At 60.2% G+C, this 25460-nt stretch carries 22 protein-coding genes; 12 read left to right on the forward strand and 10 right to left on the reverse strand.

The features are described 5' to 3' along the window. Positions 1-8: 8 nt before the first annotated feature. The 8 genes from ACYZTM_RS14240 (at position 9) to ACYZTM_RS14275 (ending at position 8528) form a co-directional block, all read left to right on the forward strand. Positions 9-710, forward strand: coding sequence for an ABC transporter ATP-binding protein (locus ACYZTM_RS14240; RefSeq protein ID WP_461989001.1), 702 nt, complete (start codon positions 9-11; stop codon positions 708-710). Further along, complete coding sequence (locus ACYZTM_RS14245; RefSeq protein WP_461989002.1) at positions 694-1917, forward strand: ABC transporter permease; 1224 nt, start codon at positions 694-696, stop codon at positions 1915-1917. Before ACYZTM_RS14240 ends, ACYZTM_RS14245 begins: the two co-directional genes overlap by 17 nt. Beyond that, positions 1907-3451, forward strand: coding sequence for an SUMF1/EgtB/PvdO family nonheme iron enzyme (locus tag ACYZTM_RS14250; protein WP_461989003.1), 1545 nt, complete (start codon positions 1907-1909; stop codon positions 3449-3451). Before ACYZTM_RS14245 ends, ACYZTM_RS14250 begins: the two co-directional genes overlap by 11 nt. Before the next feature lie 59 nt (positions 3452-3510). Next, positions 3511-4242 (forward strand): hypothetical protein, encoded by a 732-nt coding sequence (locus ACYZTM_RS14255; RefSeq protein ID WP_131060713.1) that lies wholly within the window; start codon positions 3511-3513, stop codon positions 4240-4242. 4 nt (positions 4243-4246) lie between these two features. After that, positions 4247-4753: a hypothetical protein gene (locus tag ACYZTM_RS14260; RefSeq protein ID WP_461989004.1), complete on the forward strand. Its 507-nt coding sequence runs from the start codon at positions 4247-4249 to the stop codon at positions 4751-4753. 57 nt (positions 4754-4810) lie between these two features. Continuing rightward, complete coding sequence (locus tag ACYZTM_RS14265; RefSeq protein ID WP_461989005.1) at positions 4811-6223, forward strand: vWA domain-containing protein; 1413 nt, start codon at positions 4811-4813, stop codon at positions 6221-6223. 206 nt (positions 6224-6429) lie between these two features. Continuing rightward, positions 6430-7806 (forward strand): AAA family ATPase, encoded by a 1377-nt coding sequence (locus ACYZTM_RS14270; protein WP_461989006.1) that lies wholly within the window; start codon positions 6430-6432, stop codon positions 7804-7806. Then, a complete protein-coding gene (locus ACYZTM_RS14275) occupies positions 7803-8528 on the forward strand; it encodes a retron system putative HNH endonuclease (RefSeq protein ID WP_461989007.1) in 726 nt (241 codons plus the stop codon). Before ACYZTM_RS14270 ends, ACYZTM_RS14275 begins: the two co-directional genes overlap by 4 nt. Positions 8529-8625: 97 nt before the next feature. On the opposite strand, the gene ACYZTM_RS14280 is transcribed toward ACYZTM_RS14275, so the two are convergent. Both ACYZTM_RS14280 and ACYZTM_RS14285 read right to left on the reverse strand, forming a co-directional pair. Then, a complete protein-coding gene (locus tag ACYZTM_RS14280; protein ID WP_461989008.1) occupies positions 8626-10602 on the reverse strand; it encodes a methyl-accepting chemotaxis protein in 1977 nt (658 codons plus the stop codon). A gap of 184 nt (positions 10603-10786) precedes the next feature. Then, positions 10787-11707: a LysR substrate-binding domain-containing protein gene (locus ACYZTM_RS14285; protein ID WP_461989009.1), complete on the reverse strand. Its 921-nt coding sequence runs from the start codon at positions 11705-11707 to the stop codon at positions 10787-10789. Between the two features lie 159 nt (positions 11708-11866). On the opposite strand from ACYZTM_RS14285, the gene ACYZTM_RS14290 reads away from it, so the two are divergent. Continuing rightward, positions 11867-13261 carry a NorM family multidrug efflux MATE transporter gene (locus ACYZTM_RS14290; RefSeq protein ID WP_461989010.1) on the forward strand — a complete coding sequence of 465 codons (1395 nt, stop codon included), beginning with the start codon at positions 11867-11869 and terminating at the stop codon, positions 13259-13261. A gap of 110 nt (positions 13262-13371) precedes the next feature. Here the strand turns inward: ACYZTM_RS14290 and ACYZTM_RS14295 are convergent, their stop codons facing one another. Then, on the reverse strand, positions 13372-15045 hold the full coding sequence (locus tag ACYZTM_RS14295; RefSeq protein WP_461989011.1) for a putative bifunctional diguanylate cyclase/phosphodiesterase: 1674 nt from the start codon (positions 15043-15045) through the stop codon (positions 13372-13374). Positions 15046-15307: 262 nt separating this feature from the next. Between ACYZTM_RS14295 and rep the strand changes: the two genes are divergently transcribed. Next, the gene (rep, locus tag ACYZTM_RS14300) at positions 15308-17317 is read left to right on the forward strand and encodes a DNA helicase Rep (protein ID WP_461989012.1); all 2010 of its coding nucleotides are present in this window, start codon (positions 15308-15310) and stop codon (positions 17315-17317) included. A gap of 69 nt (positions 17318-17386) precedes the next feature. Further along, positions 17387-17959, forward strand: coding sequence for a xanthine phosphoribosyltransferase (locus tag ACYZTM_RS14305; protein ID WP_010465159.1), 573 nt, complete (start codon positions 17387-17389; stop codon positions 17957-17959). Between the two features lie 130 nt (positions 17960-18089). Here ACYZTM_RS14305 and ACYZTM_RS14310 read toward each other — a convergent pair whose 3' ends face one another. From ACYZTM_RS14310 to dadA, 6 genes are all read right to left on the reverse strand, one after another. Continuing rightward, on the reverse strand, positions 18090-20012 hold the full coding sequence (locus ACYZTM_RS14310) for an acetyl-CoA hydrolase/transferase C-terminal domain-containing protein (RefSeq protein WP_131060705.1): 1923 nt from the start codon (positions 20010-20012) through the stop codon (positions 18090-18092). A 136-nt stretch (positions 20013-20148) separates the two neighbouring features. Further along, on the reverse strand, positions 20149-20562 hold the full coding sequence (locus ACYZTM_RS14315; protein ID WP_461989013.1) for a c-type cytochrome: 414 nt from the start codon (positions 20560-20562) through the stop codon (positions 20149-20151). Between the two features lie 181 nt (positions 20563-20743). Further along, positions 20744-21292 carry a cupin domain-containing protein gene (locus ACYZTM_RS14320; RefSeq protein WP_007947433.1) on the reverse strand — a complete coding sequence of 183 codons (549 nt, stop codon included), beginning with the start codon at positions 21290-21292 and terminating at the stop codon, positions 20744-20746. Between the two features lie 126 nt (positions 21293-21418). Further along, positions 21419-22492: an alanine racemase gene (gene alr / locus ACYZTM_RS14325; RefSeq protein WP_131060703.1), complete on the reverse strand. Its 1074-nt coding sequence runs from the start codon at positions 22490-22492 to the stop codon at positions 21419-21421. 97 nt (positions 22493-22589) lie between these two features. Beyond that, positions 22590-22943: a RidA family protein gene (locus ACYZTM_RS14330; protein ID WP_131060702.1), complete on the reverse strand. Its 354-nt coding sequence runs from the start codon at positions 22941-22943 to the stop codon at positions 22590-22592. After that, entirely contained in the window at positions 22915-24219 is a 1305-nt protein-coding gene (gene dadA, locus ACYZTM_RS14335; RefSeq protein WP_131060701.1) for a D-amino acid dehydrogenase, read from the reverse strand. Before dadA ends, ACYZTM_RS14330 begins: the two co-directional genes overlap by 29 nt. Positions 24220-24376: 157 nt before the next feature. On the opposite strand from dadA, the gene ACYZTM_RS14340 reads away from it, so the two are divergent. After that, positions 24377-24865 (forward strand): Lrp/AsnC ligand binding domain-containing protein, encoded by a 489-nt coding sequence (locus ACYZTM_RS14340; protein WP_003177284.1) that lies wholly within the window; start codon positions 24377-24379, stop codon positions 24863-24865. Positions 24866-24988: 123 nt separating this feature from the next. Here ACYZTM_RS14340 and ACYZTM_RS14345 read toward each other — a convergent pair whose 3' ends face one another. Beyond that, positions 24989-25342, reverse strand: a complete 354-nt coding sequence (locus ACYZTM_RS14345) for a YkgJ family cysteine cluster protein (protein WP_131060700.1) — start codon at positions 25340-25342, stop codon at positions 24989-24991. Positions 25343-25460: the final 118 nt, after the last annotated feature.

Consider the following 25460-nt stretch of genomic DNA (forward strand, 5'->3'; position numbering starts at 1 on the left):
AGACGCCGATGCTCGATATCAAGAACCTGCTGGTGCGCCGTGGTGAAGGCGCGCTGGCCCATCACGTGCGCCTGCCGCACTTGCAGGTCGGTGCCGGGGAAATCCTCGCCATCACCGGCGAGAGCGGCAGTGGTAAAAGCACATTGCTTGAAGCCATCGGCCTGTTGCTGGCGCCGGTCGAGCTCGAGCGCTTTCGGCTGGGTGCAGCACACGATCAGGACATCGCCCATTTGCTGGCCAGCGACGACCAGCCAGCCTTGGCGGCCGTGCGTTCGCGTCATCTGGGATTCATTTTGCAGAACGGCGGCTTGCTGCCATTTCTTAGCGTGCGCGACAACATCAGCCTGCCGCGCCGCTTGCTCGGTATGTCGGTAAAGAGCGCGCACATCGATCACGCGGTTGAGGTATTGCGTCTGCAAGGGTTGCTGGATAAACAGCCGCAGGCGCTATCGATCGGTGAACGCCAGCGCGTTGCCTGCGTTCGTGCGATTGCCCATGAACCGCTGCTGCTGTTGGCCGACGAGCCGACCGCCGCGCTCGACCCGCACAGCGCCCGGCGTTTGTTCGAATTGCTGCTGAGTCTGGTATCGAGCATGGGCCTGAGTGCCCTGGTGGTTTCCCATGACTGGGCCTTGCTGAAGGATTTCGGTTTGCCGCGACTCGGCGCTACCAGCCGTCAGGGAGAAACACTGTTTGAACCGATGGACTGACCGACTGCGCCTGCTGGGCACGCTGGCCCTGCAAGACCTGTGGCATGACCGCAAGGTGTCGCTGTGCATCGCCGCGTCATTGGTGGCGGTGATCGCGCCGCTGTTGCTGCTGTTCGGCCTCAAACACGGCGTGGTCAGCCAGTTGCAGGACGAATTGCTGCGCGACCCGCGCAACCTTGAAGTAAAAATGCTCAGCAACGGCAACTACGACAGCGCCTGGATCGAGCGTGTGCGCCAGCGTCCCGAGACCGGTTTTGCCCTCGGCCAGACCCGCTCGCTCAACACCCAGGCGGACTTGCTGATCGGCATGCAACGGTTTGTCGAAGGCGCGGAAATCATCGCCACCGAACCCGGCGACCCGCAGCTGAACCTGCCGCAACTCAACCCAACTGGCGATCAAGTGATCCTCAGCGCCCGCGCCGCGCAACGCTTGCAGGCCAAGGTCGGCGACCGCGTGCAACTGCGCGTATTGCGCCGTCTGGAAGGCGTCAACGAGCGCGGAGAGATGACGCTGACGGTGCTGGCGGTGCTCGACGGTGCTCGGTTCGGCCGCGCGGCCGGATTCGTCGCCCCGCCGTTGTTGCTGAATCTGGAGCGCTTTCGCGATGGATATCAGGTCAGCGCATTCGGCATCGAAACCGGCAAACCTCTGGGCGATCTGCAACCGCTGTACGCCCGCGCCCGCCTCTACGCCCGTGACATCGACCAGGTTGCGCCGCTGGAACGCTGGCTCAACGAACAACACATCGAAACCTCGAGCCGACTGGCCGACATCGACAACGTCAAAGCCATCAATCATGTGCTGGGGTTGATCTTCGGGGTTATCGCTCTGGCGGCGTTGATCGGTTGTGTGGCGTCGATGGTCGGCGCTTTTCTGGCCAACATCGACCGCAAGCGCAAAAGCCTCGCGGTCTTGCGCCTGCTGGGTTTCAAACGCACGGCTGTAGGCGGTTTCGTGGTCCTGCAAGCGCTGGTGCTGAGCCTTGCCGGCTACCTCGGCGGATTGGGGTTTTACGCCGTCGGCAGCCATTTGTTCGACACCTTGCTCGGCAGCAGCCAGGCCACCGGCACCTTTGTCTGTCACATCACACTCTGGCACGGCCTCGCCGCCCTGCTCCTGACCTTTCTGGTCGCTGCACTGGTGGCCCTGATCGGCGCCGTGCGAGCGATCAACATCCAACCTGCGGAGAGTCTGCGTGAGCTATAAACGTTTGGGCTTGCTGTTGCCCCTGAGCCTCGGCTACCTGCTCGATGCTTCGGCGGCTGGCTGGGAAGAGAAGTATTACAACCCGATGCCCGAGGCCAGCGACGTCGTGTTGCCGATGCCGTGCGAAGGTTCGATGGTGTTTCGCAAGGTGTTCATTCCGGTTGCCGGACCGCTTGACGACTACCCGATCAACATCGGTCAGGACGGCGCGGAATACGGCTATGTCGAACAGACTCGACCGACCTTCATCGCGGGCAGTTTCACCGGCGCGAAAAACGATAAATCCCGCTACTACCTGATGGCCAAGTACGAGATGAGTCAGCTCCAATACGCGGCATTGACCGACGCAACCTGCCCCACCGCCGCCACCAAAATGCGCCTGCCGCAAGTGTCCGTGAGCTGGGTGCAAGCCGTCGAAGCGTCGGACAAATACAACCTGTGGCTGCGCAAAAACGCCGCTGACAAGCTGCCCAAAGAAGACGGCGTGCTGGGCTTCCTGCGCCTGCCGACGGAAGTCGAGTGGGAGTTCGCGGCGCGCGGTGGCCTGGAGGTCGGCGCGGCGGAATTTCGCGACACGCGTTACCCGATGCCCGACGGCATCAACGCTTACGAGTGGTTCGCCGGGGCGCAATCGTCCAACGGCAAACTGCAATTGTCGGGTCTGCAAAAACCCAATCCATTGGGCCTGCACGACATGCTCGGCAACGTCGACGAGATGATGTTCGAGCCGTTTCGCCTGAACAAACTCGACCGCCAGCACGGTCAGGCCGGCGGCTACGTGGTCCGTGGCGGCAACTACCTGACCGCTCAGGCCGACCTGCGCACCGGGTTGCGCAAGGAAGAGCCGTACTACAACGCCGAAGGTCAGGTGAAAAACAAAACCACCGGTATGCGCCTGGTATTGGTCTCGCCAACCCTGACTTCCCGCGAGCGTGTCGCCAGCATTGAAAGCAGCTGGAAGAAACTCGGTACCGGCAGCAAGGAAACCGAATCCGCCGACAAAGGCACGGTTCAATCCCTGAACAGCCTGGCCTCGGGCGTGGAAGACAAGGCGCTCAAGGAAAAGCTTCAGGCGTTGGAAAACCAATTGCGCGCCAGCAATCAGCAGCAGGAAGAAACCCGCGACCAGGCGATCCGCGCCAGTCTCAACCTCGGTGCGTTCCTCTGCACCAAGATGCTCGACGACGGCCAGTACGTGGACTTCCTGCAAAAGAACTACAAGCTCAATTGCGAATCCGCGGACAAAGATGCCAGTTGCGACATGCGCAAAGGCAAACTCGACGAGCAGAAGGATCGCCTACACAAACTCAGCCGTTACTACGCCAGCAGCCTGGTGGAATCGGCGACCTTGTACGGCCAGCCGCTGCTGGAAGCACAGGTGCCGGTAATGGAAGAAATCATCACCCGCAACAAACAGCTGCAAGAACTCAAACCCTATTTGCGCACCCACTGGGCCAATCAGAAGACCTTCCTGCAAAAGCAGAAGATCGACACTGAAGCCTGGCTGACCAGCTGCAAAACCGTCACTCAATAACTCACCTCAATAACTAACCTCAACAAAAACAGCCAACACCGGCACCAAGGAGTTTCACCATGTCGCGCAGCCTTTGGACTCGCTTCAAGCTTCAGATCGCTTTCGTCCTCACCGGCAGCCTGCTGTTGACCGGTTGCGCCAACACCGGCAGCTCGATGCTCGGTGGCAGCGAAGGCGCAGACCCACGCCTGACCCAGGGCAACGACGCACAGTTCTTCAGCAAGTCCGGCTACCAGGCCTGCGCGGTCGGCGCCGGTGTCGGCATCCTCGGTTGCGCACTGTCCAATAGCAGCAACAAAGCGGTCTGCGCCATCGCCGCCGGTATTACCGCGTGTGGCGTGGCCATGGGCGCGAACTACTACCTGGATCAGCGTCGTAGCGAATACTCCGACACCACCACCCGTCTGGCGAAGATGAACAGCGACGTCGAACAAGACACCCAGAACGTGATCGCCCGTACCGCGACCGCTCAGCAAGTGATCCAGGATGACCAGGCGCGCATCGCCCAGATCAAAAAAGACATCGCCAGCAAGAAGGTCGACAAGACCAAGGCTCAGGCGCAGATCGCCGAGATCGACCAGAACATCGCGCGTCTGCGTAAAGACCTCGGCAACATGCGCAACAAAGTCACCGAGTACACCAAAGTGGCAGACGCCGAGCGTGCACAAGGCGCCAGCACCGAGATCAAGCAGGTGGACGTGAGCATTATGAAAATGAACCAGAAAGTCGCCGCCCTGCAAAAGGAAGTCGACGGTCTTTACAACCAGCGCTCCGCAATCACCCTGGGCTAATGACATGACTCTACGACAGCTGGCGGTCCTCACCGCCGTCCTGGCCTTGAGCGGTTGCGCGACCAAGCCGGGCGAATGCGACGCGACCAATGGCGACAGCAGCATGCTGACCAAGATGAACTGCGACTACTCTGGTGGTTACAGCGATCAGGTCACGCAGAAGGAACAGGCCCTGACCGCGTCCCGTCAGGAAAACGCGATGTTCCGCCAGGTGTACGAGAACATTCAGGCCCAGCAGCTCAGCACCAAGACCGACCTGACCAGCCAGCAGAAATCCCAGGCGGCGCTGAACCAGTCGCTGGGCCAGTTGCTGACCTCGCTCAAGGCCCGGCATGGCAATAAAAGCCAGGTGCAGAAGCAGATTGCCGGGCTTGAGCAGCAGCTCAAGGCCTCGCAGGCGGCGCCCGTGACCAAGGCCTCACCCGCGACGCTGGCCGCCAAGCAGGAACAACTGAAGGCCTTGCAGAAGAAAGTGAATCAGCTGCAATTCAGCCTCGGTTACGAAGAGTAACTTTTTGCCCCGCAGGCCTCCCGATGGAGGCCTGCACCCTTTTCAGGAATCGTCGTCATGCAGCGGGTCATCAGGGATGCGCAAGCCACACCGGAGGGGATGAGTGCGCTGCAAGCCAAAGTCGCCCTCATCCAGAAACACTTTCCGCCGACCGTCGCCAGCCTCTTCGCCATCCCGCGAATGGGCAGCGGCGAGGCGCTGGAATGGTGGACCGAACTAGGTGGCCAACCCACACCCTATGCCGACCTCAACGAGGACGCGCAACGACGATTGCTGGAAACCTATGAAGTGCGTCAGACGTCCCTTGGACAGCTGGCGGACGAACTGCAAAAACGCGGTCAGCCCACGGTAGCGGATGACCTGCGCAGCCTGCTCGGCACGCCCGAGCTGGACAAACTCTACAGCCTCAACGGCGAGCCGCTGGTGGTGCGCTGGAACCAGCGTCCGCCCAAACCAATTGTGCCGCCGGTTGTTCCGGTGGTGCCGGTCGTGCCGCCGTCGCGCCGTGGCTGGTGGATCGCGGCGGCCTTGCTGGCGCTGCTGTTGCTGCTCCTGGCGCTCTGGGCTTACTGGTGGTTTATGCACCGTGAACCCGTCGTCGTGGTCCCACCTGTAGCGCCCGTGGTGACACCGGTCGAGAAACCGGTTGAGCCTGTTCCCGAGCCTGTCGTGGAGCCGGAACCTGTTCCGGAACCCGAGCCCGAACCCGCACCCGTGCCAGAACCGGTACCGGTACCCAAGCCCGTTCCGCCCCCAAAACCTGTGGTGGTCGCCCCGCCACCGGCACCGACGCTGGACAACTTCGCTTGCCGCAAAAAAGCGCCAAACGCAGAGATTCCGCAATTCGTGGTGGTGCTCGACACCTCGGGCTCGATGGACCTGAACATCAAGTCCGTGAAAGCCGACGAGGACTGGTTCTTCGGCAATGAGCTGAACAAGTACCTGGATGTGAACCGCACCACGCAGATTTTCGCCAAGCCCAGCCGCATGGACGTCGCCAAGGACTCGCTGGCCGGCATGATCAACGGGCTGGACCCGAAGATCGACACGCGCCTCATCACCTTCGCCGGCTGCGAAAGCACACCGGACCAGGGCGTGTTCAAGTTTGGCGACCGCCAGCGGCTGATCAACGGGATTCGAGGCCTGGTGCCCAACGACGGCACACCGCTGGCCGACAGCCTGGCCCACGCAGCAAACACCGTGGACGGGCGCAATAACGATGCCGTGATCGTGATGTTCGTCGACGGTGAGGACGGTTGCCAGAAAGACGTTTGCGCGGTCTCCCGCCAAATCGCCAGGGAACAACCGCGCCTGCGGGTCAACGTGGTGAAAATCGGAGCCGGTGGCCCGTCACGTTGCATCGCTGAAAACACCGGAGGCCGGGTTTACAGCAGCACCAACGCGGCTGAACTGGGCAAGCAGTTGAAACTGGCGAGCAAGGAAGTGTCGAGCAACGCCAAGTGCGATTGATCGTCTGCCGGGGCGAAGCTCAGTAACAACGCGGCGACCTCAGGCACTTCAAGCGGGGCCGCTTCGGCGCCCCGATAACTAAGCGGTCATATTTGCGGACAAGCTTTGTTTAGCGTTCTCATGGTTTGCATTAGTATGCTGTTCCAACCGCAACGCAAAGGTGTACACCCTATGCTTGGCCAGATAACGAAATCGGAGAAAATCCTGTGAGGCTTGAGAAGTTGCGTGTGCAGAACTATCGCTGCTTCGCAGAATTCGAAATCGATTTCGATCCGCATCTGACCGTACTGATTGCTTCCAATGGCGGTGGTAAAACAACCATTCTGGATGCTGCCCGGGTGGCGTTATGGCCTTTTGTAAGAGGGTTCGATCTTGGCAGCCAGACCGGCAAATCTGCCACCATCCAGATCGAAGATGTGCGACTCGCGCAGTTCAGCAGTGGGAACATGGAGCCTCAGTCCCCCAGCGCTATCGAAGCCTATGGCGTCTGGGGCGACATACCCGACTCAGATCGCTGGTTGCAACAGCGCGTGAGCTTGAAAAAGTCCACCAATACCCTCGGCGACGCGGGGTCCAAGGCTCTGACTTTATACGGCAAATCGCTTCAGGAGCAGGTTCGTGGCGATACGCCAGTGACGCTACCAATGGTGACCTACCTCGGGACCTCCCGGCTTTGGTTCGAAGGGCGTTTCACCTCGGTGGCCGCCCAGACCACGCTCGACAAAAGCGAGTATTCCCGAACCTCCGGATACCTGAATTGCCTGTCCTATTCGTCCAGCTTCAAAACTTTCACTGTTTGGTACGGCTGGATCTATCGCAGCTATCGTGAAGCGCAACTGATAGCTCTGGAGCGCAGCATTGAGGTATCTGATATCGGGCAACGCTTTGAGCGGGTCATCGCAGCCATTAAAAATGCCATCGATCTATTGATAAAAGCGCCCACTGGCTGGCACAGCCTGGAGTACAGCGCCAGCCATCACCAACAGCTAGTCATGCACCACCCTGAACAGGGAGTGTTGCCTGTAGATATGCTCAGCGATGGACTGAGAAACACCATTGCAATGGTTGCCGATCTCGCCTTTCGTGCTTGCAAACTCAACCCGCATCTCGGTGAGCGAGCAGCGCTGGAAACCCCGGGTATTGCATTGATCGATGAAGTGGACATGTTCCTGCACCCCCACTGGCAGCAGACAATCATCGGGGGATTACGAGCAGCTTTTCCTGCCATGCAATTCATTGTCACTACCCATAGCCCACAGGTGCTCAGCACAGTGCGGCGCGAGAATATCCGGGTAATCGGCAGGGATGCACAGGGCCAGATAGTTGCCTCGCAGCCCCTTGCCATGACCTACGGCGAACCGAGCAACAGCGTGCTCCACAGCGTAATGCAGGTCGATCCGCAGCCTCCTGTTGATGAGAAACCGGACTTGCTGCAACTTACCGAGTGGGTGGACAAGGGCCGCTATGCCGAACGGTCAGCCATTGATCTGATGGAGCATTTGACCGAAATGCTGGGTGAACAGCATCCTCAGCTTCAACGCCTGCAACGCAGCATCAAGCGGCAAGAGGCGCTTAAAAGATGAAGGCTGTTCGCAAGCGCGGAGAAGGTCCTTTTCAGCTGGCCAACGCACATGAAAATCCACCAACCACAGACGGTACCGCCACCAGCAGATGGAAGAGCTTTGTCCATAAGACGCGGGTTTTCGACTATTTATTGGAAGAACAATACGGCTTGTGTTGCTACAGCGAAATCAGACCGGACCAGGTCGGCGTAGGCTTCCACATCGAGCATGTCGAAAACAAAAGCCAGCATCCTCGACGCACCTTTGACTACAGCAACCTGGCGGCCTGCGCACTGGACAGCGAAACAGACTTGAAGGCATTCAAGGCGCAGCAAGCTGAAATATTTGGTGGCCACGCGCTCGGCAAATCGAAAGGGGTCGACATTGCCCGCTTCGTCTCGTGCCATCAGCCTGATAGTCCGCGCTACTTCGCTTACCTGTCCGATGGACGTGTGGTACCTGCTGATAGACTGTCACCGCAGGATGATGACCGCGCCCGGTATACCATCGACTTGCTTAATCTGAACAGCCCTTACCTTCAGGTTCTGCGTCAGCGCTGGTGGAGCGAGCTGGAATCGCTTTTCGAAGAGCATATTGATCAGGATATGAACCTGCATTGTCTCGCCGGGATCGACTTGGTACCTATCAGAGGAAATCTAAGTCCGTTTTTCAGTCTCACGCGCAAGTTTTTTGGAAGCGTTGCCGAGGAAGTACTTGAACGTGACGCCCCTCATTTACGCTGACAAGATCCAATCAGTTAAGCCGCCGAAGCGGCATCCTGAAACATCCAATTGAAAAGCCGCAAAGGGTGCCTGTCTGGGACCGACACCCTGGCTGAATTCAACGAAACCGGTCAACCTCATGACGCAAGTCCGCCGCCAGCTTCTCCAGCTCTTTGGCGGTCACGGCAAGGTTCGACACCACTTCGCGCTGCTCACTGTTCGCCAGCGCAATGCTTTGCAGGTTGCTGCTGAGCAACGTCGCCGTGCTGCTCTGCTCCTGGGTCGCAGTGGTGATCGCCGCAAACTGCTGGCCCGCCGAGCGGCTTTGCTCATCGATCCGCGCCAGGGCCGAGGCCACATTGGCGTTACGTGACAGGCCTTCCTGCATCAGCACATTGCCTTGCTCCATGGTGCTGATCGCGTTGCCGGTTTCCTGCTGGATGCTTTGAATCATCCCGGAAATTTCATCAGTAGCCTGGCGCGTACGCGAAGCCAGGTTGCGCACCTCGTCGGCCACCACCGCAAAACCGCGACCCTGCTCACCGGCACGGGCCGCTTCGATGGCCGCGTTCAGCGCCAGCAGGTTGGTTTGATCAGCAATCGAGGTAATCACCCCGACGATGCCGCCGATTTCCTGGGAGCGCTGGCCGAGGGTGTTGATCACCGTCGCGGTACTGTTCAACGCGCCAGCGATTTGCTCCAGCGACGAAGACGCTTCATCCATCGACGTACGACCGATCTGCGTTTGTTGTGCGTTTTCCTGCGCCAGACGCTGGGTGTTGCCCATGTTGTCGGCGATGTTCAGGGACGTCGCGCTGAACTCTTCCACGGCGCCGGCCATGCTGGTGATTTCGCCCGACTGCTGCTCCATCCCTTCATAGGCACCACCGGACAGGCCGGACAAGGCCTGGGCACGGCTGTTGACCTCGCCGGAAGCCTTGCGGATGTGCTCGACCATGGTCGACAAGGCCTGGCTCATCTGGTTGAAGGCACGGGCCAACTGACCGATTTCGTCATTGCTCGACACGCTCAGGCGCACGCTCAAATCACCGGCGCCCAGGGCTTCTGCCTGACGCACCAGATCACCCAGCGGCGCGAGTTTGCTGCGCAGCAGCCAGACCGCCGAGCCGACTGCGATCAACATCGCCAGCAGACTGCCAATCGCCAATTGAATGCCGACATTCCAGGTCACGGCGCTGATTTCGTCCTGCGGCATGCTCGCCACGACCGACCACGGACCGCCTTCAAACGGCACGGCCACGCTGTAGAATTCCTCGGACTTGTCGCTCCAGAAATCGGCCTTGCCCGGGGTTTTCGCCAGGTCGACGATGGCCGGGACTGCCTGATCCAGCGCTTGCACGCCAGCGATCGGCACCAGCCACTTTTTCTGCTCATCGAGCAGCGCAAGTGAGCCGGTCTGGCCGATGCGGAAGCGTTTGAGATTCTCGAACTGCGCGTTCTGCGCGTCGGTGTAATCGAATCCTACGAACAGCACGGCAATCACCTTGCCGGCGCTGTCGCGCACGGGCGTGTATTGCGTCATGTAGGAGCGATCGAAGAGCAAGGCGCGACCAACATAGCTCTGCCCTGCCATCAAGCGCGCATAGGCCGGGTTAGCGTGATCCAGCAAGGTGCCGATGGCCCGGTTGCCGTCCTGCTTGGTCAGGGAGGTACTGACCCGGACGAAGTCTTCGCCACTGCGCACGAACACTGTCGCGACACCCGCCGTCATTTGCTTGAACTCGTCCACTTCCTTGAAGTTGTTGTTCAACACTTCGCTGCCCAGGTGCAGGCCCGGGGTCTGGGTGCCCGCCACAGCCACCGGTTCGTCCGGGTGCACGCTCAGACCCGCGCTGAAGCGCTTCTCGAACAGACCGGCCAGACGCTGGGTGCTCTCACGCAACGTGCCGTGAAAGGTACTCAACTGATCGGCCAGCAATCGGGCTTCACTGGCCAGGTGCTCTTCGCGGGTGGCGAGGTTGGCGGTGTCCAGCGAACGCAGGGCGAACACGGTACTGCCAGTGATGACAATCGCCAGTATCACGGCAAGCGCAAGACCAAGCTGTGAGGCGATCCGGGCACGAGGTTGAGACATGACAGCTCCTGGCCGAGTGACTGGATCATCCTGATCACGACGCGCGCTCGGCAAAATTCTAATTGGGGGAATTACGGCGAACCTGCACGAAGGTCCAACCTGCAGATTTTCGGCGGCAAACCTGAATACTTGAGTAATTAGCCGGGATATGGCGCAAGGCCTCTATTGCAGGGGCTCTATCGATTCAGCTCAAGCGCTCGACATCCGGTAAATCCATGGCCCGGACCTCGCCTTGGAGGAAATCGCTGAGCCTGCGCAAACGTTCACCTCCAGGACGGGTTTTCGGCCAGACAAGATAATAATTCTCACCGCTGGCGACGGCCGTCGGCCACGGCAAACTCAGACGACCCTGCGCGACATCCTCCGCCACCATCAGCAAATCGCCCATGGACACGCCGTAACCCCGCGCCGCAGCAATCATGCCCAGCTCCAGCGTGTCGAACACCTGCCCGCCCTTGAGCGACACCTGATCGGCCAGGCCCATGCGCGAAAGCCATGTGCGCCAGTCACGCCGGTCCGGAGCGGGGTGCAGCAGTTCAGTGCTGGCCAGACGTGCGACATCCCACGGCTGATCGTCCATCAGGTTCGGCGCACCGACCGGGATCAATTCTTCCGGGAACAGCAGCGTCGCCTCCCAGTCCGGTGGGAAATTCCCGGTGCTGAGGATGACGGCGCAGTCGAAGGGTTCGTGGTTGAAGTCCACGGTGTCGATGTCCATCCAGGCGCTGGTCAATTGCACTTCGTTGCCCGGTTGCAAGTGCCGGAAGCGACTCAGGCGCGCCAACAGCCAGCGCATGGTCAACGTCGACGGGGCCTTCATGCGCAGGATGTCATCCTCGGCGCGCAAGGTATTGCAGGCGCGTTCAAGCGCGGTAAAACCTTCACGAATGCCGGGCAGGATCAGCCGCGCCGACTCGGTCAGTTGCAGGTTGCGTCCGCTGCGATGAAACAGCCGGCAGGCAAAATGCTCTTCGAGTGTACGAATGTGTCGACTGACCGCGCTTTGGGTGATCGACAGTTCTTCCGCGGCGCGGGTAAACGAGCTATGCCGCGCCGCCGCTTCGAATGCGCGCAGGGCATACAAGGGAGGAAGACGACGGGACATTCGGAAAGCTCCTATAGCGCGGTTAGGCCACGTTAGCAGAAACTTGTCAGCATGAGTCTGACTCATGCCACCCATCCTTTTTATCCCTTTGTGAAAAGCCCGTAGAGCGCCGAGAATCGGCTCTCTCCTGTTCTCTCTGATAATCGAGGCGTGATGACCATGCAGCATCCAGCACGTACCGAACTCTGGGCCATCCTGCGGCTGGCGGGGCCGTTGATTGCCTCGCAGTTGGCGCACATGCTGATGGTCCTCACCGACACCTTGATGATGGCGCGCATGAGTCCGGAAGCGCTAGCCGGTGGCGGTTTAGGCGCGGCGACCTATTCGTTTGTGTCGATCTTCTGCATCGGCGTGATCGCGGCGGTCGGCACATTGGTGGCGATCCGTCAGGGCGCGGGCGACATCGTCGGCGCCGCGCGACTGACCCAGGCCGGATTGTGGCTGGCGTGGTTGATGGCGTTGGTGGCGGGTCTGCTGCTGTGGAACCTAAAACCGGTGCTGCTGCTGTTCGGCCAGACCGAAACCAACGTCCAGGCCGCCGGGCAGTTTCTGCTGATACTGCCGTTCGCCCTGCCCGGCTACCTGAGTTTCATGGCCCTGCGCGGTTTCACCAGCGCCATCGGCCGGGCAACGCCGGTGATGGTCATCAGCCTCGGCGGCACCGTGGCCAACTTCCTGCTCAACTATGCGTTGATCACCGGGATGTTCGGTCTGCCGAAAATGGGCCTGGTGGGCATCGGGCTTGTTACCGCGATTGTCGCCAACCTGATGGCCGTGGCGCTGGCGCTGCACATCCGTCGGCATCCGGCTTACGACGCGTATCCGCTGCGTCAGGGGCTGTCGCGACCTAACCGGCAGTATCTGAAAGAGCTGTGGCGCCTCGGCCTGCCCATCGGTGGCACCTACGCGGTAGAAGTAGGCTTGTTCGCGTTCGCCGCGCTGTGCATGGGCACCATGGGCAGCACGCAATTGGCGGCGCACCAGATCGCCCTGCAAATCGTTTCGGTGGCGTTCATGATCCCGGCGGGCATTTCCTATGCGATCACCATGCGCATCGGCCAGCATTACGGCGCCGGGCAGTTGCTGGATGCACGGCTCGCCGGACGGGTCGGGATCGCCTTTGGCGCGGCTTCGATGCTCGGTTTTGCCATGGTCTTCTGGTTTCTGCCGAATCAGTTGATCGGCTTGTTCCTGGACCACAACGACCCGGCGTTCCGAGACGTCATCAATCTGGCTGTAAGCCTGCTGGCTGTGGCGGCGTGGTTCGAGCTGTTCGACGGTACGCAAACCATCGCCATGGGCTGCATTCGCGGGCTCAAGGACGCCAAGACCACGTTCCTGGTCGGGCTGGGCTGCTATTGGCTGATTGGTGCGCCCGCAGCGTGGTGGATGGCGTTCAACCTGAACTGGGGCCCGACGGGCGTCTGGTGGGGGTTGGCGCTGGGATTGGCGTGCGCGGCGGTGAGTTTGACGCTGGCGTTTGAGTGGAAGATGAAGCGGATGATTCGGCGCGAGCCGTCGTCAGAGCGTTTCGAGGCCGTTCAGACTGAATGAAGATCCCTGGTGGGAGCGAGCCTTCTCGCGATAGCGGAGTGTCAGTAAACATTGATGTCGACTGACACACCGCTATCGCGAGCAGGCTCGCTCCCACATTGGGTCCGTGTTTAAACCACGACTTCCAGGGCGAGCTGCTGGCTGGAGCCAAACGTCAGATATTCAACGAGCTCAGCCAACGGCAACGGCTTGCTGATCAAATACCCCTGCACCTGATCGCACCCAAACCCGCGCAACAAATCCAGTTGCTCCGCCGTTTCCACGCCTTCGGCAACCACTTCAAGATTGAGGTTGTGCGCCAGGTTGATCATGGCGTGGACCAGTTTGCGATTCTCTTCGCGCTCCTCCATGCCGCCGACAAAGCTCTTGTCGACCTTCAGCAAGGCAATCGGCAGGCTGTTGAGGTGTACGAAGGATGAGAACCCGGTGCCGAAGTCATCCAGCGAGAAGCGCACGCCCAGGCGCCCGAGCGCATCCATGGTCTGCTTGACCAGATCGCTGCGGCGCATGACCGCGGTTTCGGTCAGCTCGAATTCCAGCCATTGCGCCTCGACGCCGCGCTCGGCGATCAGCCGGCTCAGGGTCGACAGCAATTGGCTGTCCTGAAACTGCCGGAACGACAGGTTGATCGCCATGTGCAGCGCCGGCAAACCACGTTCGCGCAGCGCCTGCATGTCCCGCAGGGCCCGGGAAATCACCCAGTAACCCAGCGGCACGATCAAACCGCTTTGCTCGGCCAGCGGCACGAACTCGCTGGGCGCCAGCAACCCGCGCTCGGCATGCCGCCAGCGCACCAGGGCTTCGAGGCCGACGATCTGGCCGTCCTCAAGGTTCATGCGTGGCTGGTAATGCAACTCCAGCTCGTCACGGCGCAAGGCCCGGCGCAGCTCGCTTTCGAGGTCGGCCATGCTGCGGGCATTGCGGTTGATGCGTTCGTTGAAAATATGAAAGGTGCAGCCTTGAGTGCTCTTGGCTTGCTGCATGGCGATGTGCGCGTGCCACATCAGCGGGTCGGCGCCGGCCTGGGCCCGGGCGTGGGCGATGCCCAGGCTGGAACCGATCAACAGGCTTTCGCCGTCGACCCAGTAAGGCTCGGCCAGTGCTTCGGTGATGCGCTCGGCCATCCACTCGGCACGCTGAGGCGCGCGGCGGGTGTCGATCAGCAAGGCGAATTCATCGCTGCCGAGCCGCGCCAGTTGATCGCCGGCCTCAAGCTGGCTTTTCAGCCGCGCGACCACTTGCAGGATCAACCTATCGCCGGCCTGGTGGCCGAGGGCGTCGTTGGCGTGACGGAAGTTGTCGAGGTCAAGGTGACCGAGGGCCAGGCCGCGGCCGTCGTTTTCCGCCAGACGCGCGGCCAGCAAGGTCTGGAAACCCTGGCGGTTGGCGATGCCGGTCAGCGGGTCTTGCTCGGCCAGGCGTTGCAGGGTGTTTTCCAGCAAGCCGCGTTCGCGCACATGGCGCAGGCAGCGGCGCAGCATGCCGGGATCGAGATGATCGCGCACCAGCCAGTCGCTCACACCGTCGGGCGGCGCCAGTGGCTCGTGCTCAAGCAGCAACACCGTCGGCAAGCTGCACCGGCCAGGAAGAGGCTGGAGCGCAGGAATCGTCAACAACACCGCGCTGCGGTTGTCATCGAACAGACTGCTGACCGACTCCCAGCTTGGCGCGCTGATGAGCACGGCCGAGCTCCCCATCGGAGCCAGACACTCGCGCAACAACGCTGCCCACGCCGGCTCTTCGGCCAGTAACAGCAAACGCAAGGGTTCGACAGGCGTAGACAAGCTAGCTCCCTAGACTCTGCAAAGATGTAGGCGGCGGGCATTATGCCGCGCCGGTAACCAATGACCAAATGACATCAGTTATCAAACGTGGCTTTGTGGCTGGAATACGAACATTAGCCGCAAATACACCGCGCATCCTGCTTGAAAGTATCAAAACCGGCAATTAGAGATAGCGTATTGCGTCACAAGTCGGAGAGAGCAGCACAATTCGCTGAGCCTGTTAAAATGCCGGCCCATTTCGCAAATGACTCCCTGATTTCGTATGTCCCGACTCAATCCCCGGCAGCAAGAAGCCGTGAGCTACGTCGGCGGCCCTCTTTTGGTGCTCGCCGGTGCAGGCTCCGGCAAGACCAGCGTGATCACCCGCAAAATTGCGCACCTGATCCAGAACTGCGGCATCCGCGCCCAGTACATCGTCGCCATGACCTTCACCAACAAGGCCGCGCGCGAGATGAAGGAACGGGTCGGCACCCTGCTCAAGGGCGGCGAAGGCCGTGGCCTGACGGTGTGCACCTTCCACAACCTGGGCTTGAACATCATCCGCAAGGAACATGTTCGCCTGGGCTATAAGCCGGGCTTTTCGATCTTTGACGAAACCGACGTCAAAGCCCTGATGACCGACATCATGCAGAAGGAATACTCGGGCGACGACGGCGTCGACGAGATCAAGAACATGATCGGCTCGTGGAAGAACGACCTGATCCTGCCGCCCGAAGCCCTGGAAAACGCGCGCAATCCCAAGGAGCAGACCGCTGCCATCGTCTACACCCACTATCAGCGCACGCTCAAGGCGTTCAACGCGGTGGACTTCGACGACCTGATCCTGCAACCGGTGAAGCTGTTCCAGGAACACCCCGACATTCTCGAAAAGTGGCAGAACAAGGTCCGCTACCTGCTGGTGGACGAATACCAGGACACCAACGCCAGCCAGTATTTGCTGGTGAAGCTGCTGATCGGCACGCGCAACCAGTTCACCGTGGTGGGCGACGATGACCAGTCGATCTACGCCTGGCGCGGCGCCCGCCCGGAAAACCTGATGCTGCTCAAAGACGACTACCCGTCCCTGAAAGTGGTGATGCTGGAGCAAAACTACCGCTCCACCAGCCGCATCCTGCGCTGCGCCAACGTGCTGATCTCGAACAACCCGCACGAATTCGAAAAGCAGCTGTGGAGCGAGATGGGCCACGGCGACGAGATCCGCGTGATCCGCTGCCGCAACGAAGACGCCGAAGCCGAGCGCGTGGCCGTGGAACTGCTGACCCTGCACTTGCGAACGGACCGGCCGTACAGCGATTTCGCGATTCTGTATCGCGGCAACTACCAGGCCAAGCTGATCGAGCTGAAGCTGCAGCATCACCAGATTCCGTATCGCCTGTCCGGCGGCAACAGCTTTTTCGGACGTCAGGAAGTGAAAGACCTGATGGCCTACTTCCGCCTGATCGTGAACCCGGACGACGACAACGCCTTCCTGCGAGTGATCAACGTCCCACGCCGGGAGATCGGTTCGACCACGCTGGAGAAGCTTGGCAACTACGCCACCGGGCGAAAAATCTCGATGTACACCGCCACCGACGAAATCGGTTTGGGCGAGCACCTGGATGCGCGCTTCACCGATCGCCTGTCGCGCTTCAAGCGCTTCATGGACAAGGTCCGCGAGCAGTGCGCCGGTGAAGACCCGATCTCGGCGCTGCGCAGCATGGTCATGGACATCGATTACGAGAACTGGCTGCGCACCAACAGCTCCAGCGACAAGGCCGCCGATTACCGCATGGGTAACGTCTGGTTCCTGATCGAGGCACTGAAGAACACGCTGGAGAAAGACGAAGAAGGCGAAATGACCGTCGAGGACGCCATCGGCAAACTCGTCCTGCGCGACATGCTGGAACGTCAGCAGGAAGAGGAAGACGGCGCCGAAGGTGTGCAGATGATGACCCTGCACGCTTCCAAGGGTCTGGAATTTCCTTACGTGTTCATCATGGGCATGGAAGAGGAAATCCTCCCGCACCGTTCCAGCATCGAAGCCGACACCATCGAAGAAGAGCGCCGCCTGGCTTACGTGGGCATCACCCGCGCCCGTCAGACCCTGGCGTTCACCTTCGCCGCCAAGCGCAAGCAATACGGCGAGATCATCGATTGCGCGCCGAGCCGCTTCCTCGATGAACTGCCGCCGGACGACCTGGCGTGGGAAGGCAACGATGACACGCCGGTCGAAGTCAAAGCGGTTCGCGGAAATACCGCATTGGCTGATATACGCGCGATGTTAAAGCGCTAGAATTGCCTACTTTTTAACCAAACACTTTTTACAAGCTAGGCGCACCCGGCGCCAGTAGAGGAACGCTTCATGGAAGCACTGCACCAGAAAATTCGCGAACAAGGCATCGTGCTTTCCGATCAGGTCCTGAAGGTCGACGCCTTTTTGAACCACCAGATCGACCCGGCCCTGATGAAGCTGATCGGCGACGAGTTCGCTGCGCTGTTCAAGGACTCGGGCATCACCAAGATCGTCACCATCGAAGCCTCGGGCATTGCCCCGGCGATCATGACTGGCCTGAACCTTGGCGTGCCGGTGATTTTTGCTCGAAAGCACCAATCCCTGACCCTGACCGAAAACCTGCTGTCGGCGACCGTTTACTCGTTCACCAAGCAGACCGAAAGCACCGTGGCCATCTCCCCGCGCCACCTGACCAGCAGCGACCGCGTGCTGATCATCGATGACTTTCTGGCCAACGGTAAGGCGTCCCAGGCGCTGATCTCGATCATCAAACAGGCCGGTGCGACCGTGGCGGGTTTGGGGATCGTGATCGAGAAGTCGTTCCAGGGTGGTCGTGCGGAGCTTGATGCGCAGGGTTATCGGGTTGAGTCGTTGGCTCGGGTTCAGTCCCTGGCTGGCGGCGTTGTAACCTTCATCGAGTAACCCGCAACACCTCAAAACCAATGTGGGAGCGGGCTTGCTCGCGAAGGGGCCGTGTCAGTCACCTATGATGTCGACTGTCGCGACCCCTTCGCGAGCAAGCCCGCTCCCACATTTTGATTTCGGTTAACCGTTACTGCGCGGTGGCTTTAAGGCCCGTGAGCAGCAGCCGCTGAAACAAATCCTCCTTCAGCCCTTCCGGATTGGTCAGCTGCATCCGCTCCAGATGCTCGGGAAACTCCGACGCCTGCGGCGCATCCAGCGCAGCCTTGCCCAACTCCAGAATCTCCGTGAGCTTGAACTTGCTCTTCAACCAGTTCAGCGCCCGCAACAGATCCTTCTCCTGCGCCGTGAAATCACAGCCCAACGGATACTCCGGAAACAGCTGCGGATGCTGCGCCTGAATTGCCTGCAAGCGCTCCGGGCTGTTGTCGGCAAATCGCGGATCGATACGGAAATTCTTCGGCAACTTGCCAACGTTTTGCGCCTGCTCGATCAACCCCGACTGGAAGCGTGAGTCGCTGATGTTCAGCAACGCCTCGATCACTGCCGCGTCGGTCTTGCCCCGCAGATCGGCGATGCCGTACTCGGTGACCACGATGTCCCGCAAATGCCGCGGGATCGTGCAATGGCCGTACTCCCAGACGATGTTCGAACTCACCTCACCGCCCGATTCGCGCCAGCTGCGCAGGAGCAATACCGAACGTGCGCCTTCCAGCGCATGACCTTGGACAACGAAGTTGTACTGCCCGCCAACACCGCTGAGCACCCGCCCGTCTTCGAGCTGATCCGCCACACCGGCACCCAGCAAGGTCATGGTGAACACGGTGTTGATAAATCGCGCATCAAGGCGCTGCAGGCGCTTGAGCTCTTCCTGACCGTAAAGCTCGTTGATGTAGCTGATGCGGGTCATATTGAATTCGAGCCGCTTGCTTTGCGGTAGCTCGCGCAAGCGCTCGTAGAAACTGCGCGGCCCGAGGAAAAACCCGCCATGCACGCTGATGCCGTCAGTTTGCGCGGCCTCGTCCAGGGTGCCGGCATTGGCTTGTTGCTGGGTCGGCACGTCCGGGTAGACCTTGCGCCGCACGATCCCGGCATCGGCCAGCACCAGCAAGCCGTTAACAAACATTTCGCTGCAACCGTAAAGGCCCTTGGCGAAAGGTTCGATTCCGCCTTCGCGCTCGATCAACTGCGCCCATTGGCTGAGATTGATATCCGCCAGCAACGCCTTGTAACCGTCACTGTCGGCCTGGCGCGCCAGCAACGCAGCGGTCAGGGCATCGCCCATGGCACCGATGCCGATCTGCAAGGTGCCGCCGTCGCGCACCAGCGTACTGGCGTGCAGGCCGATGAAGTGATCCTGGAAACCCACCGGCATGTTCGGCGTGGAGAACAGCGTGGTGTTGTCCTTCTCGTCGATCAGCAGGTCGAAGGCGTCGATGCCGATTTCGGCGTCTCCGGGCATATAGGGCAAGTCGTTGTGGACTTGCCCCACCAACAGAATCGTCTCCCCTGCCGCCCGGCGTTTGGCGATCATCGGAAACAGGTCGAGGGTGATGTCCGGGTTGCAGCTCAGGCTGAGGCGATCGGGATGCTCGCAATGGCTGGCCACCAGTTGCGCGACCAGGTTCAAACCGGCCGCGTTGATGTCCCGCGCGGCGTGGCTGTAGTTGCTGCTGACGTAATCCTGCTGGGCCGACGCGCTATGGAGCAGGCTGCCGGGCTGCATGAAGAATTGCTGAACATGGATATTCGCCGGCAGACTGTCTTTGTGCAGGCCGGCGAGGAAATCCAGCTCCGGATAATCGCCGAACACTCGCTCGATGAAGGGTTCGAGAAAGCGCTTTTGCAAACCGTCACCCAAGGACGGGCGGCCCAGGCACAGGGCGGTGTAGATCGTCAGCTGCCGTTCTGGCAGTTGCGCGATGCGCTGAAACAGCGCGTTGACGAAGTGGTTGGGTTTGCCCAGACCGAGGGGCAGGCCCATGTGAATATGCGCCGGCAACCGTGCCAACACATCATCGACCGCCTGCTCGATAGAACACAGCTGCACCATCTGATCCTCCCTAACATTCCGTGAATTGGGGTTGGACCGAGCTTGCCGGGCCTTTGCTGCAAAGAATAGTCCCCGAACACAAATCGCAGGCACAAAAAAGCCGCTCGCAAGCGGCTTTTTCGCTCAAGACGGAGGCTTATTTCAAGCCGGACATCTTCTGGATGGCGCCCTTGAGATCTGCATCAGAGCAGTCGGCGCAGGTACCTTTAGGCGGCATCGCGTTGACGCCGGAGATCGCCTTCGCCAGCAAGCCGTCAAGGCCGCCTTCTTTCTTGGCGCGGTCGCCCCAGGCTGTCGCATCACCGACTTTCGGCGCGCCCAACAGGCCGGTACCGTGGCAAGCGTTGCAATGTTTCGCAATCACAGAGTCAGGGGTTTTGGGATCACCGCCGCCCGCCGAAGCAGCGACTTCCATCCCCTTGCACTCTTTGCCCGTCACACAAACCTGGCCGACGGGCTCAAGGCGTTTTGCAATATCGTCGTTCGTCGCAGCTTGAGCGCTGACAGCCCATAGGGCCAATACGGTTGCTGGTGCAGCCAGCATTTTCATAATTAGGTTCACGCGTTCACCCTCAATGGTGGCTAGTCACGCCCACGGCCACGGTTCGCAGGCGGGCGCAAGTATAGCGGTAAGCCCGCCGCACTGAAACAACCCTAAAGTCGAAGGGGTCTTATGCGTGGCGGAAAAACAACTCGGGCACCTCCGCAATGCTGGCGGGACGCCTCTTTTCTTAGAAATTCGCTGGAGTAGCTGCGCTGATTAGTCGCGCCGGCGCATCGAACGGATTACGGAAACGGTGCGGCTTGGTACTTTCAAAGTAATAGCTGTCGCCGGCTTCGAGCACAAAAGTTTCGAGACCGACCACCAGCTCCAGTCGCCCTTCCACCAAAATGCCGGTTTCCTCGCCCTCATGGGTGAGCATCTCGTCACCGGTGTCGGCGCCAGGCGGGTAGATTTCATTGAGGAATGCGATAGCCCGGCTCGGATGCGCCCGACCGACCAGCTTCATGGTCACTGCGCCATCGGAAATATCGATCAGCTCGTTGGCTTTATAGACGATCTGCGTCGGTTTTTCCTGCAGGATCTCTTCGGAAAAGAACTCGACCATGGACATGGGAATCCCGCCCAGTACCTTCCTCAGCGAACTGATCGAGGGACTGACGCTGTTCTTCTCGATCATGGAAATCGTGCTGTTGGTGACACCCGCGCGCTTGGCGAGCTCACGCTGAGAAAGACCTTTGAGCTTACGGATGGATTGCAGTCGTTCACCGACGTCCAAGCTTGCGCCTCCAAGATTCAGGTTGTAGAAATATTGAGCGTTATCATGGCGACAGCGTTCAGTATTTACAACACTTTGGCCTGAATCCTGTTCAGCCAGTTGACTTCCGGTACGGACCGCTGACCGCTAACCCTCGGAATAGAGCTTTGGCACGCGGCGCAGGTTGCAGAAGATCTGATAGGGAATCGTGTCAGCGGCTGCGGCCACTTCGCTGGCGAGGATGTTTTTGCCCCACAACTCGACGGTCGAACCCAGGCCGGCTTGCGGCACATCGGTCAGATCGATGCAAAGCATGTCCATCGACACCCGGCCAATCAACTGGCTGCGCTGCCCGGCGACCATCACCGGCGTGCCGGTCGGTGCGTGGCGCGGGTAACCATCGGCATAACCCATGGCCACCACGCCAACACGCATTGGCTTGGGGGTAATGAATTTGGCGCCGTAACCAATCGGCTCGCCGGCCGGCAGTTCACGCACGCAAATCACTTTCGATTCCAGGGTCATCACCGGTTGCAGACGGGAGGCCACGGCGTTGGCTTCTTCAAACGGCGTGGCGCCGTAGAGCATGATGCCCGGGCGCACCCAGTCACTCGGAATCTGCGGCCAACCCAGCACCGCCGGCGAATTGCGCAGGCTGACCTCGGCGGACAACCCCTGACGCGCCGCTTCAAACACCGCAACCTGTTCGGCGCTGGCCTGCTCATGCAACTCATCGGCACGGGCGAAGTGGCTCATCAAGACAATCTTCGCCACCTTGCCGCTGGCCAGCAGCCGTTGATAACCCGCCTGATAATCCTTTGGATGCAGGCCAACCCGGTGCATGCCCGAATCGAGTTTGAGCCAGACCGTGATCGGCTTGCTCAACGCGGCGTTCTCGATGGCTTCAAGCTGCCACAACGAATGCACCACGCACCAGAAATCATGCTCGACGATCAGCGACAGCTCATCGGTTTCGAAAAAACCTTCCAGCAACAATACCGGCGCACGAATGCCCGCCGCGCGCAGCTCCAACGCTTCTTCGATGCAGGCCACGGCAAACCCGTCCGCGTCGGCTTCCAGCGCCTGGGCGCAACGCACCGCGCCATGGCCGTAGGCATCGGCCTTGATCACCGCGAGGGCCTTGGCCCCGGTGAGTTCACGGGCGATCTGGAAGTTGTGGCGCAGGGCTTGAAGGTCGATCAGGGCACGGGCTGGACGCATGGCGGCAGGCTTCTAGGCGGTCATGGGAATAAAAACCGGCGCTGGCTGACGGCGTAAACCGCCAAACAGCACCGGGAGAGGGATCTTTCTGACAGGCTTACGGCAGAGCGGCAACAACCGACAGCTCAACCAGGATTTCCGGTTCGCACAGCTTCGATTCAACAGTCGCGCGGGCCGGGGCAACGCCTTTTGGCAGCCACTTGTCCCAGACTGCGTTCATGCCTTCGAAATGCGCGTCGATGTCTTTCAGAAAAATCGTCACCGACAGCAAACGGCTCTTGTCGGTGCCTGCCAGATCGAGCAAACGCTCGATATTGGCCAGGGTTTCACGGGTCTGCTGTTCAATCCCGGCACTCATGTCGTCGCCGACTTGCCCTGCCAGATAAACGGTGCCGCTGTGGACAACGATCTGGCTCATGCGCTCATTGGTGAGCTGGCGCTGGATTGACATGTTTTGCGGACTCCTGAAGTTTGGTGCCGTAACGGGAAATATCGAGGCCTTCGGCGCTGATCTGCGGCGATTTCTTCGCCATCAGGTCAGCCAGCAAACGGCCGGAACCGCACGCCATGGTCCAGCCGAGCGTGCCGTGGCCGGTGTTCAGGAACAGGTTGCTGAACGGCGTGGCGCCAACGATTGGCGTGCCGTCCGGGGTGGTCGGACGCAGACCGGTCCAGAAACTCGCCTGGGCCAGATCACCGCCCTGAGGATAAAGGTCGTTGACAATCATCTCCAGGGTTTCGCGCCGACGCGGGTTCAGGGACAGGTCAAAACCGGCTATCTCAGCCATGCCGCCGACGCGGATACGGTTGTCGAAACGGGTGATCGCGACCTTGTAGGTCTCGTCGAGAATGGTCGACGTCGGGGCCATCGCCGGGTTGGTGATCGGCACGGTCAGGGAGTAACCCTTGAGCGGATACACCGGGGCCTTGATGCCCAGAGGCTTGAGCAGTTGCGGCGAGTAGCTGCCGAGTGCCAGCACGTAGCGGTCAGCAGTTTCCAGCTTGCCGTCGATCCACACGCCGTTGATGCGATCACCGGCGTAGTCGAGCTTCTGAATGTCCTGACCGAAGCGGAATTCCACGCCCAGTTTCACGGCCATTTCGGCCAGTCGAACGGTGAACATCTGGCAGTCGCCGGTCTGGTCGTTCGGCAGGCGCAGGGCACCGGCGAGGATATCGGTCACGCTGGCCAGGGCCGGCTCAACGCGGGCAATGCCGGCGCGGTCGAGCAATTCGAACGGCACGCCGGACTCTTTCAGTACGGCGATGTCTTTCGCGGCGCCGTCGAGCTGAGCCTGGGTGCGGAACAGTTGTGTAGTACCAAGGCTGCGGCCTTCGTAGGCAATACCGGTTTCAGCGCGCAATTCGTCGAGGCAGTCACGGCTGTACTCGGACAGACGGACCATGCGCTCTTTGTTCACCGCGTAACGGCTGGCGGTGCAGTTGCGCAGCATCTGCGCCATCCACAGGTATTGGTCGATATCGGCAGTGGCTTTGATCGCCAGCGGCGCGTGGCGCTGCAACAGCCACTTGATGGCCTTGAGCGGTACGCCCGGCGCCGCCCACGGCGAGGCATAACCCGGCGAGACCTGCCCGGCGTTGGCGAAACTGGTCTCCATGGCAGCGGCCGGCTGACGGTCCACCACCACCACTTCGAACCCGGCACGCGCCAGATAATAAGCACTGGTGGTACCGATGACGCCGCTACCCAAGACCATAACGCGCATTTTCATATCCCTCATCGCGGCTCGCCGCTGACGTTCGTAGTTGTAGAGCATTGATGTGCGCAGTGTAAAAAAGATTAGGCAGTGCTTTTCACTATATAACTGCCTATATTTGGCGAGAATTCTCGGCAAAAACCCTTTTCACGGAGGCGCATCCCCTATGCGTACCAACACTCAAACGAAACGTGAGCTGGACAAGATCGACCGCAACATTCTGCGGATCCTGCAAGCGGACGGGCGCATCTCCTTCACCGAGCTGGGGGAAAAGGTCGGGCTCTCAACCACGCCGTGTACAGAGCGCGTCCGGCGGCTGGAGCGCGAAGGGATCATCATGGGCTACAACGCCCGGCTCAATCCGCAGCACCTCAAGGGTAGTCTCCTGGTGTTCGTCGAGATCAGCCTCGACTACAAATCCGGCGATACTTTCGAAGAGTTCAGACGTGCGGTGCTGAAACTGCCCCACGTGCTGGAGTGCCATTTGGTGTCAGGGGATTTCGACTACCTGGTGAAGGCGCGGATCTCCGAGATGGCTTCGTACCGCAAATTGCTGGGCGATATCCTGCTCAAGCTGCCGCATGTGCGGGAGTCGAAGAGCTATATCGTGATGGAAGAGGTGAAAGAGAGTTTGAGCCTGCCGATCCCGGATTGAGACTTTTTGGCGCCTGTCCGGACGCCTTCGCGAGCAAGCCCGCTCCCACATTGGATTGGTGTCGTTCACAAATCCAATGTGGGAGCGGGCTTGCTCGCGAAGGCCGCAACTCGGTTCAACTGGCTAGACCAACACCTGCCGGGTAGAAGCCATGTACTCATGAATCTGCTTCTCGACCCGCGGATGAATCAGCTCCACCGGCCGCCGCCCATTCGGGCATGGCAAGGTCTTGGTGGTGCCAAACAACCGGCAAATCAGCGGTCGCTCGTCATACACCGTGCAGCCATTGGGCCCCAGGTGCACGCAGTTGAGTTCATCCATCGCCGAATCCTGCTCGGCCCGGGTCTTGCGCGGCAGGCGAGACATTTCTTCCGGTGAGGTCGTCACTGGCCCACAGCAGTCATGGCAGCCGGGCACGCACTCGAACGAGGGAATCTGCTGCCGAAGCGTGCGAATTTTCTGAGTGTTGCAACTCATCGAAGCGGTGACCCAAAGCGGAATAGAGCGCGATTCTGACGCAAAAGTCGCGATCCAGACAGCAACAAGCGACCAGTGTTGCCCGTGCCGAAAGGTCCGGCTTATGCTCCGTCAAATT

The organism is Pseudomonas sp. MDT2-39-1 (assembly GCF_054898085.1).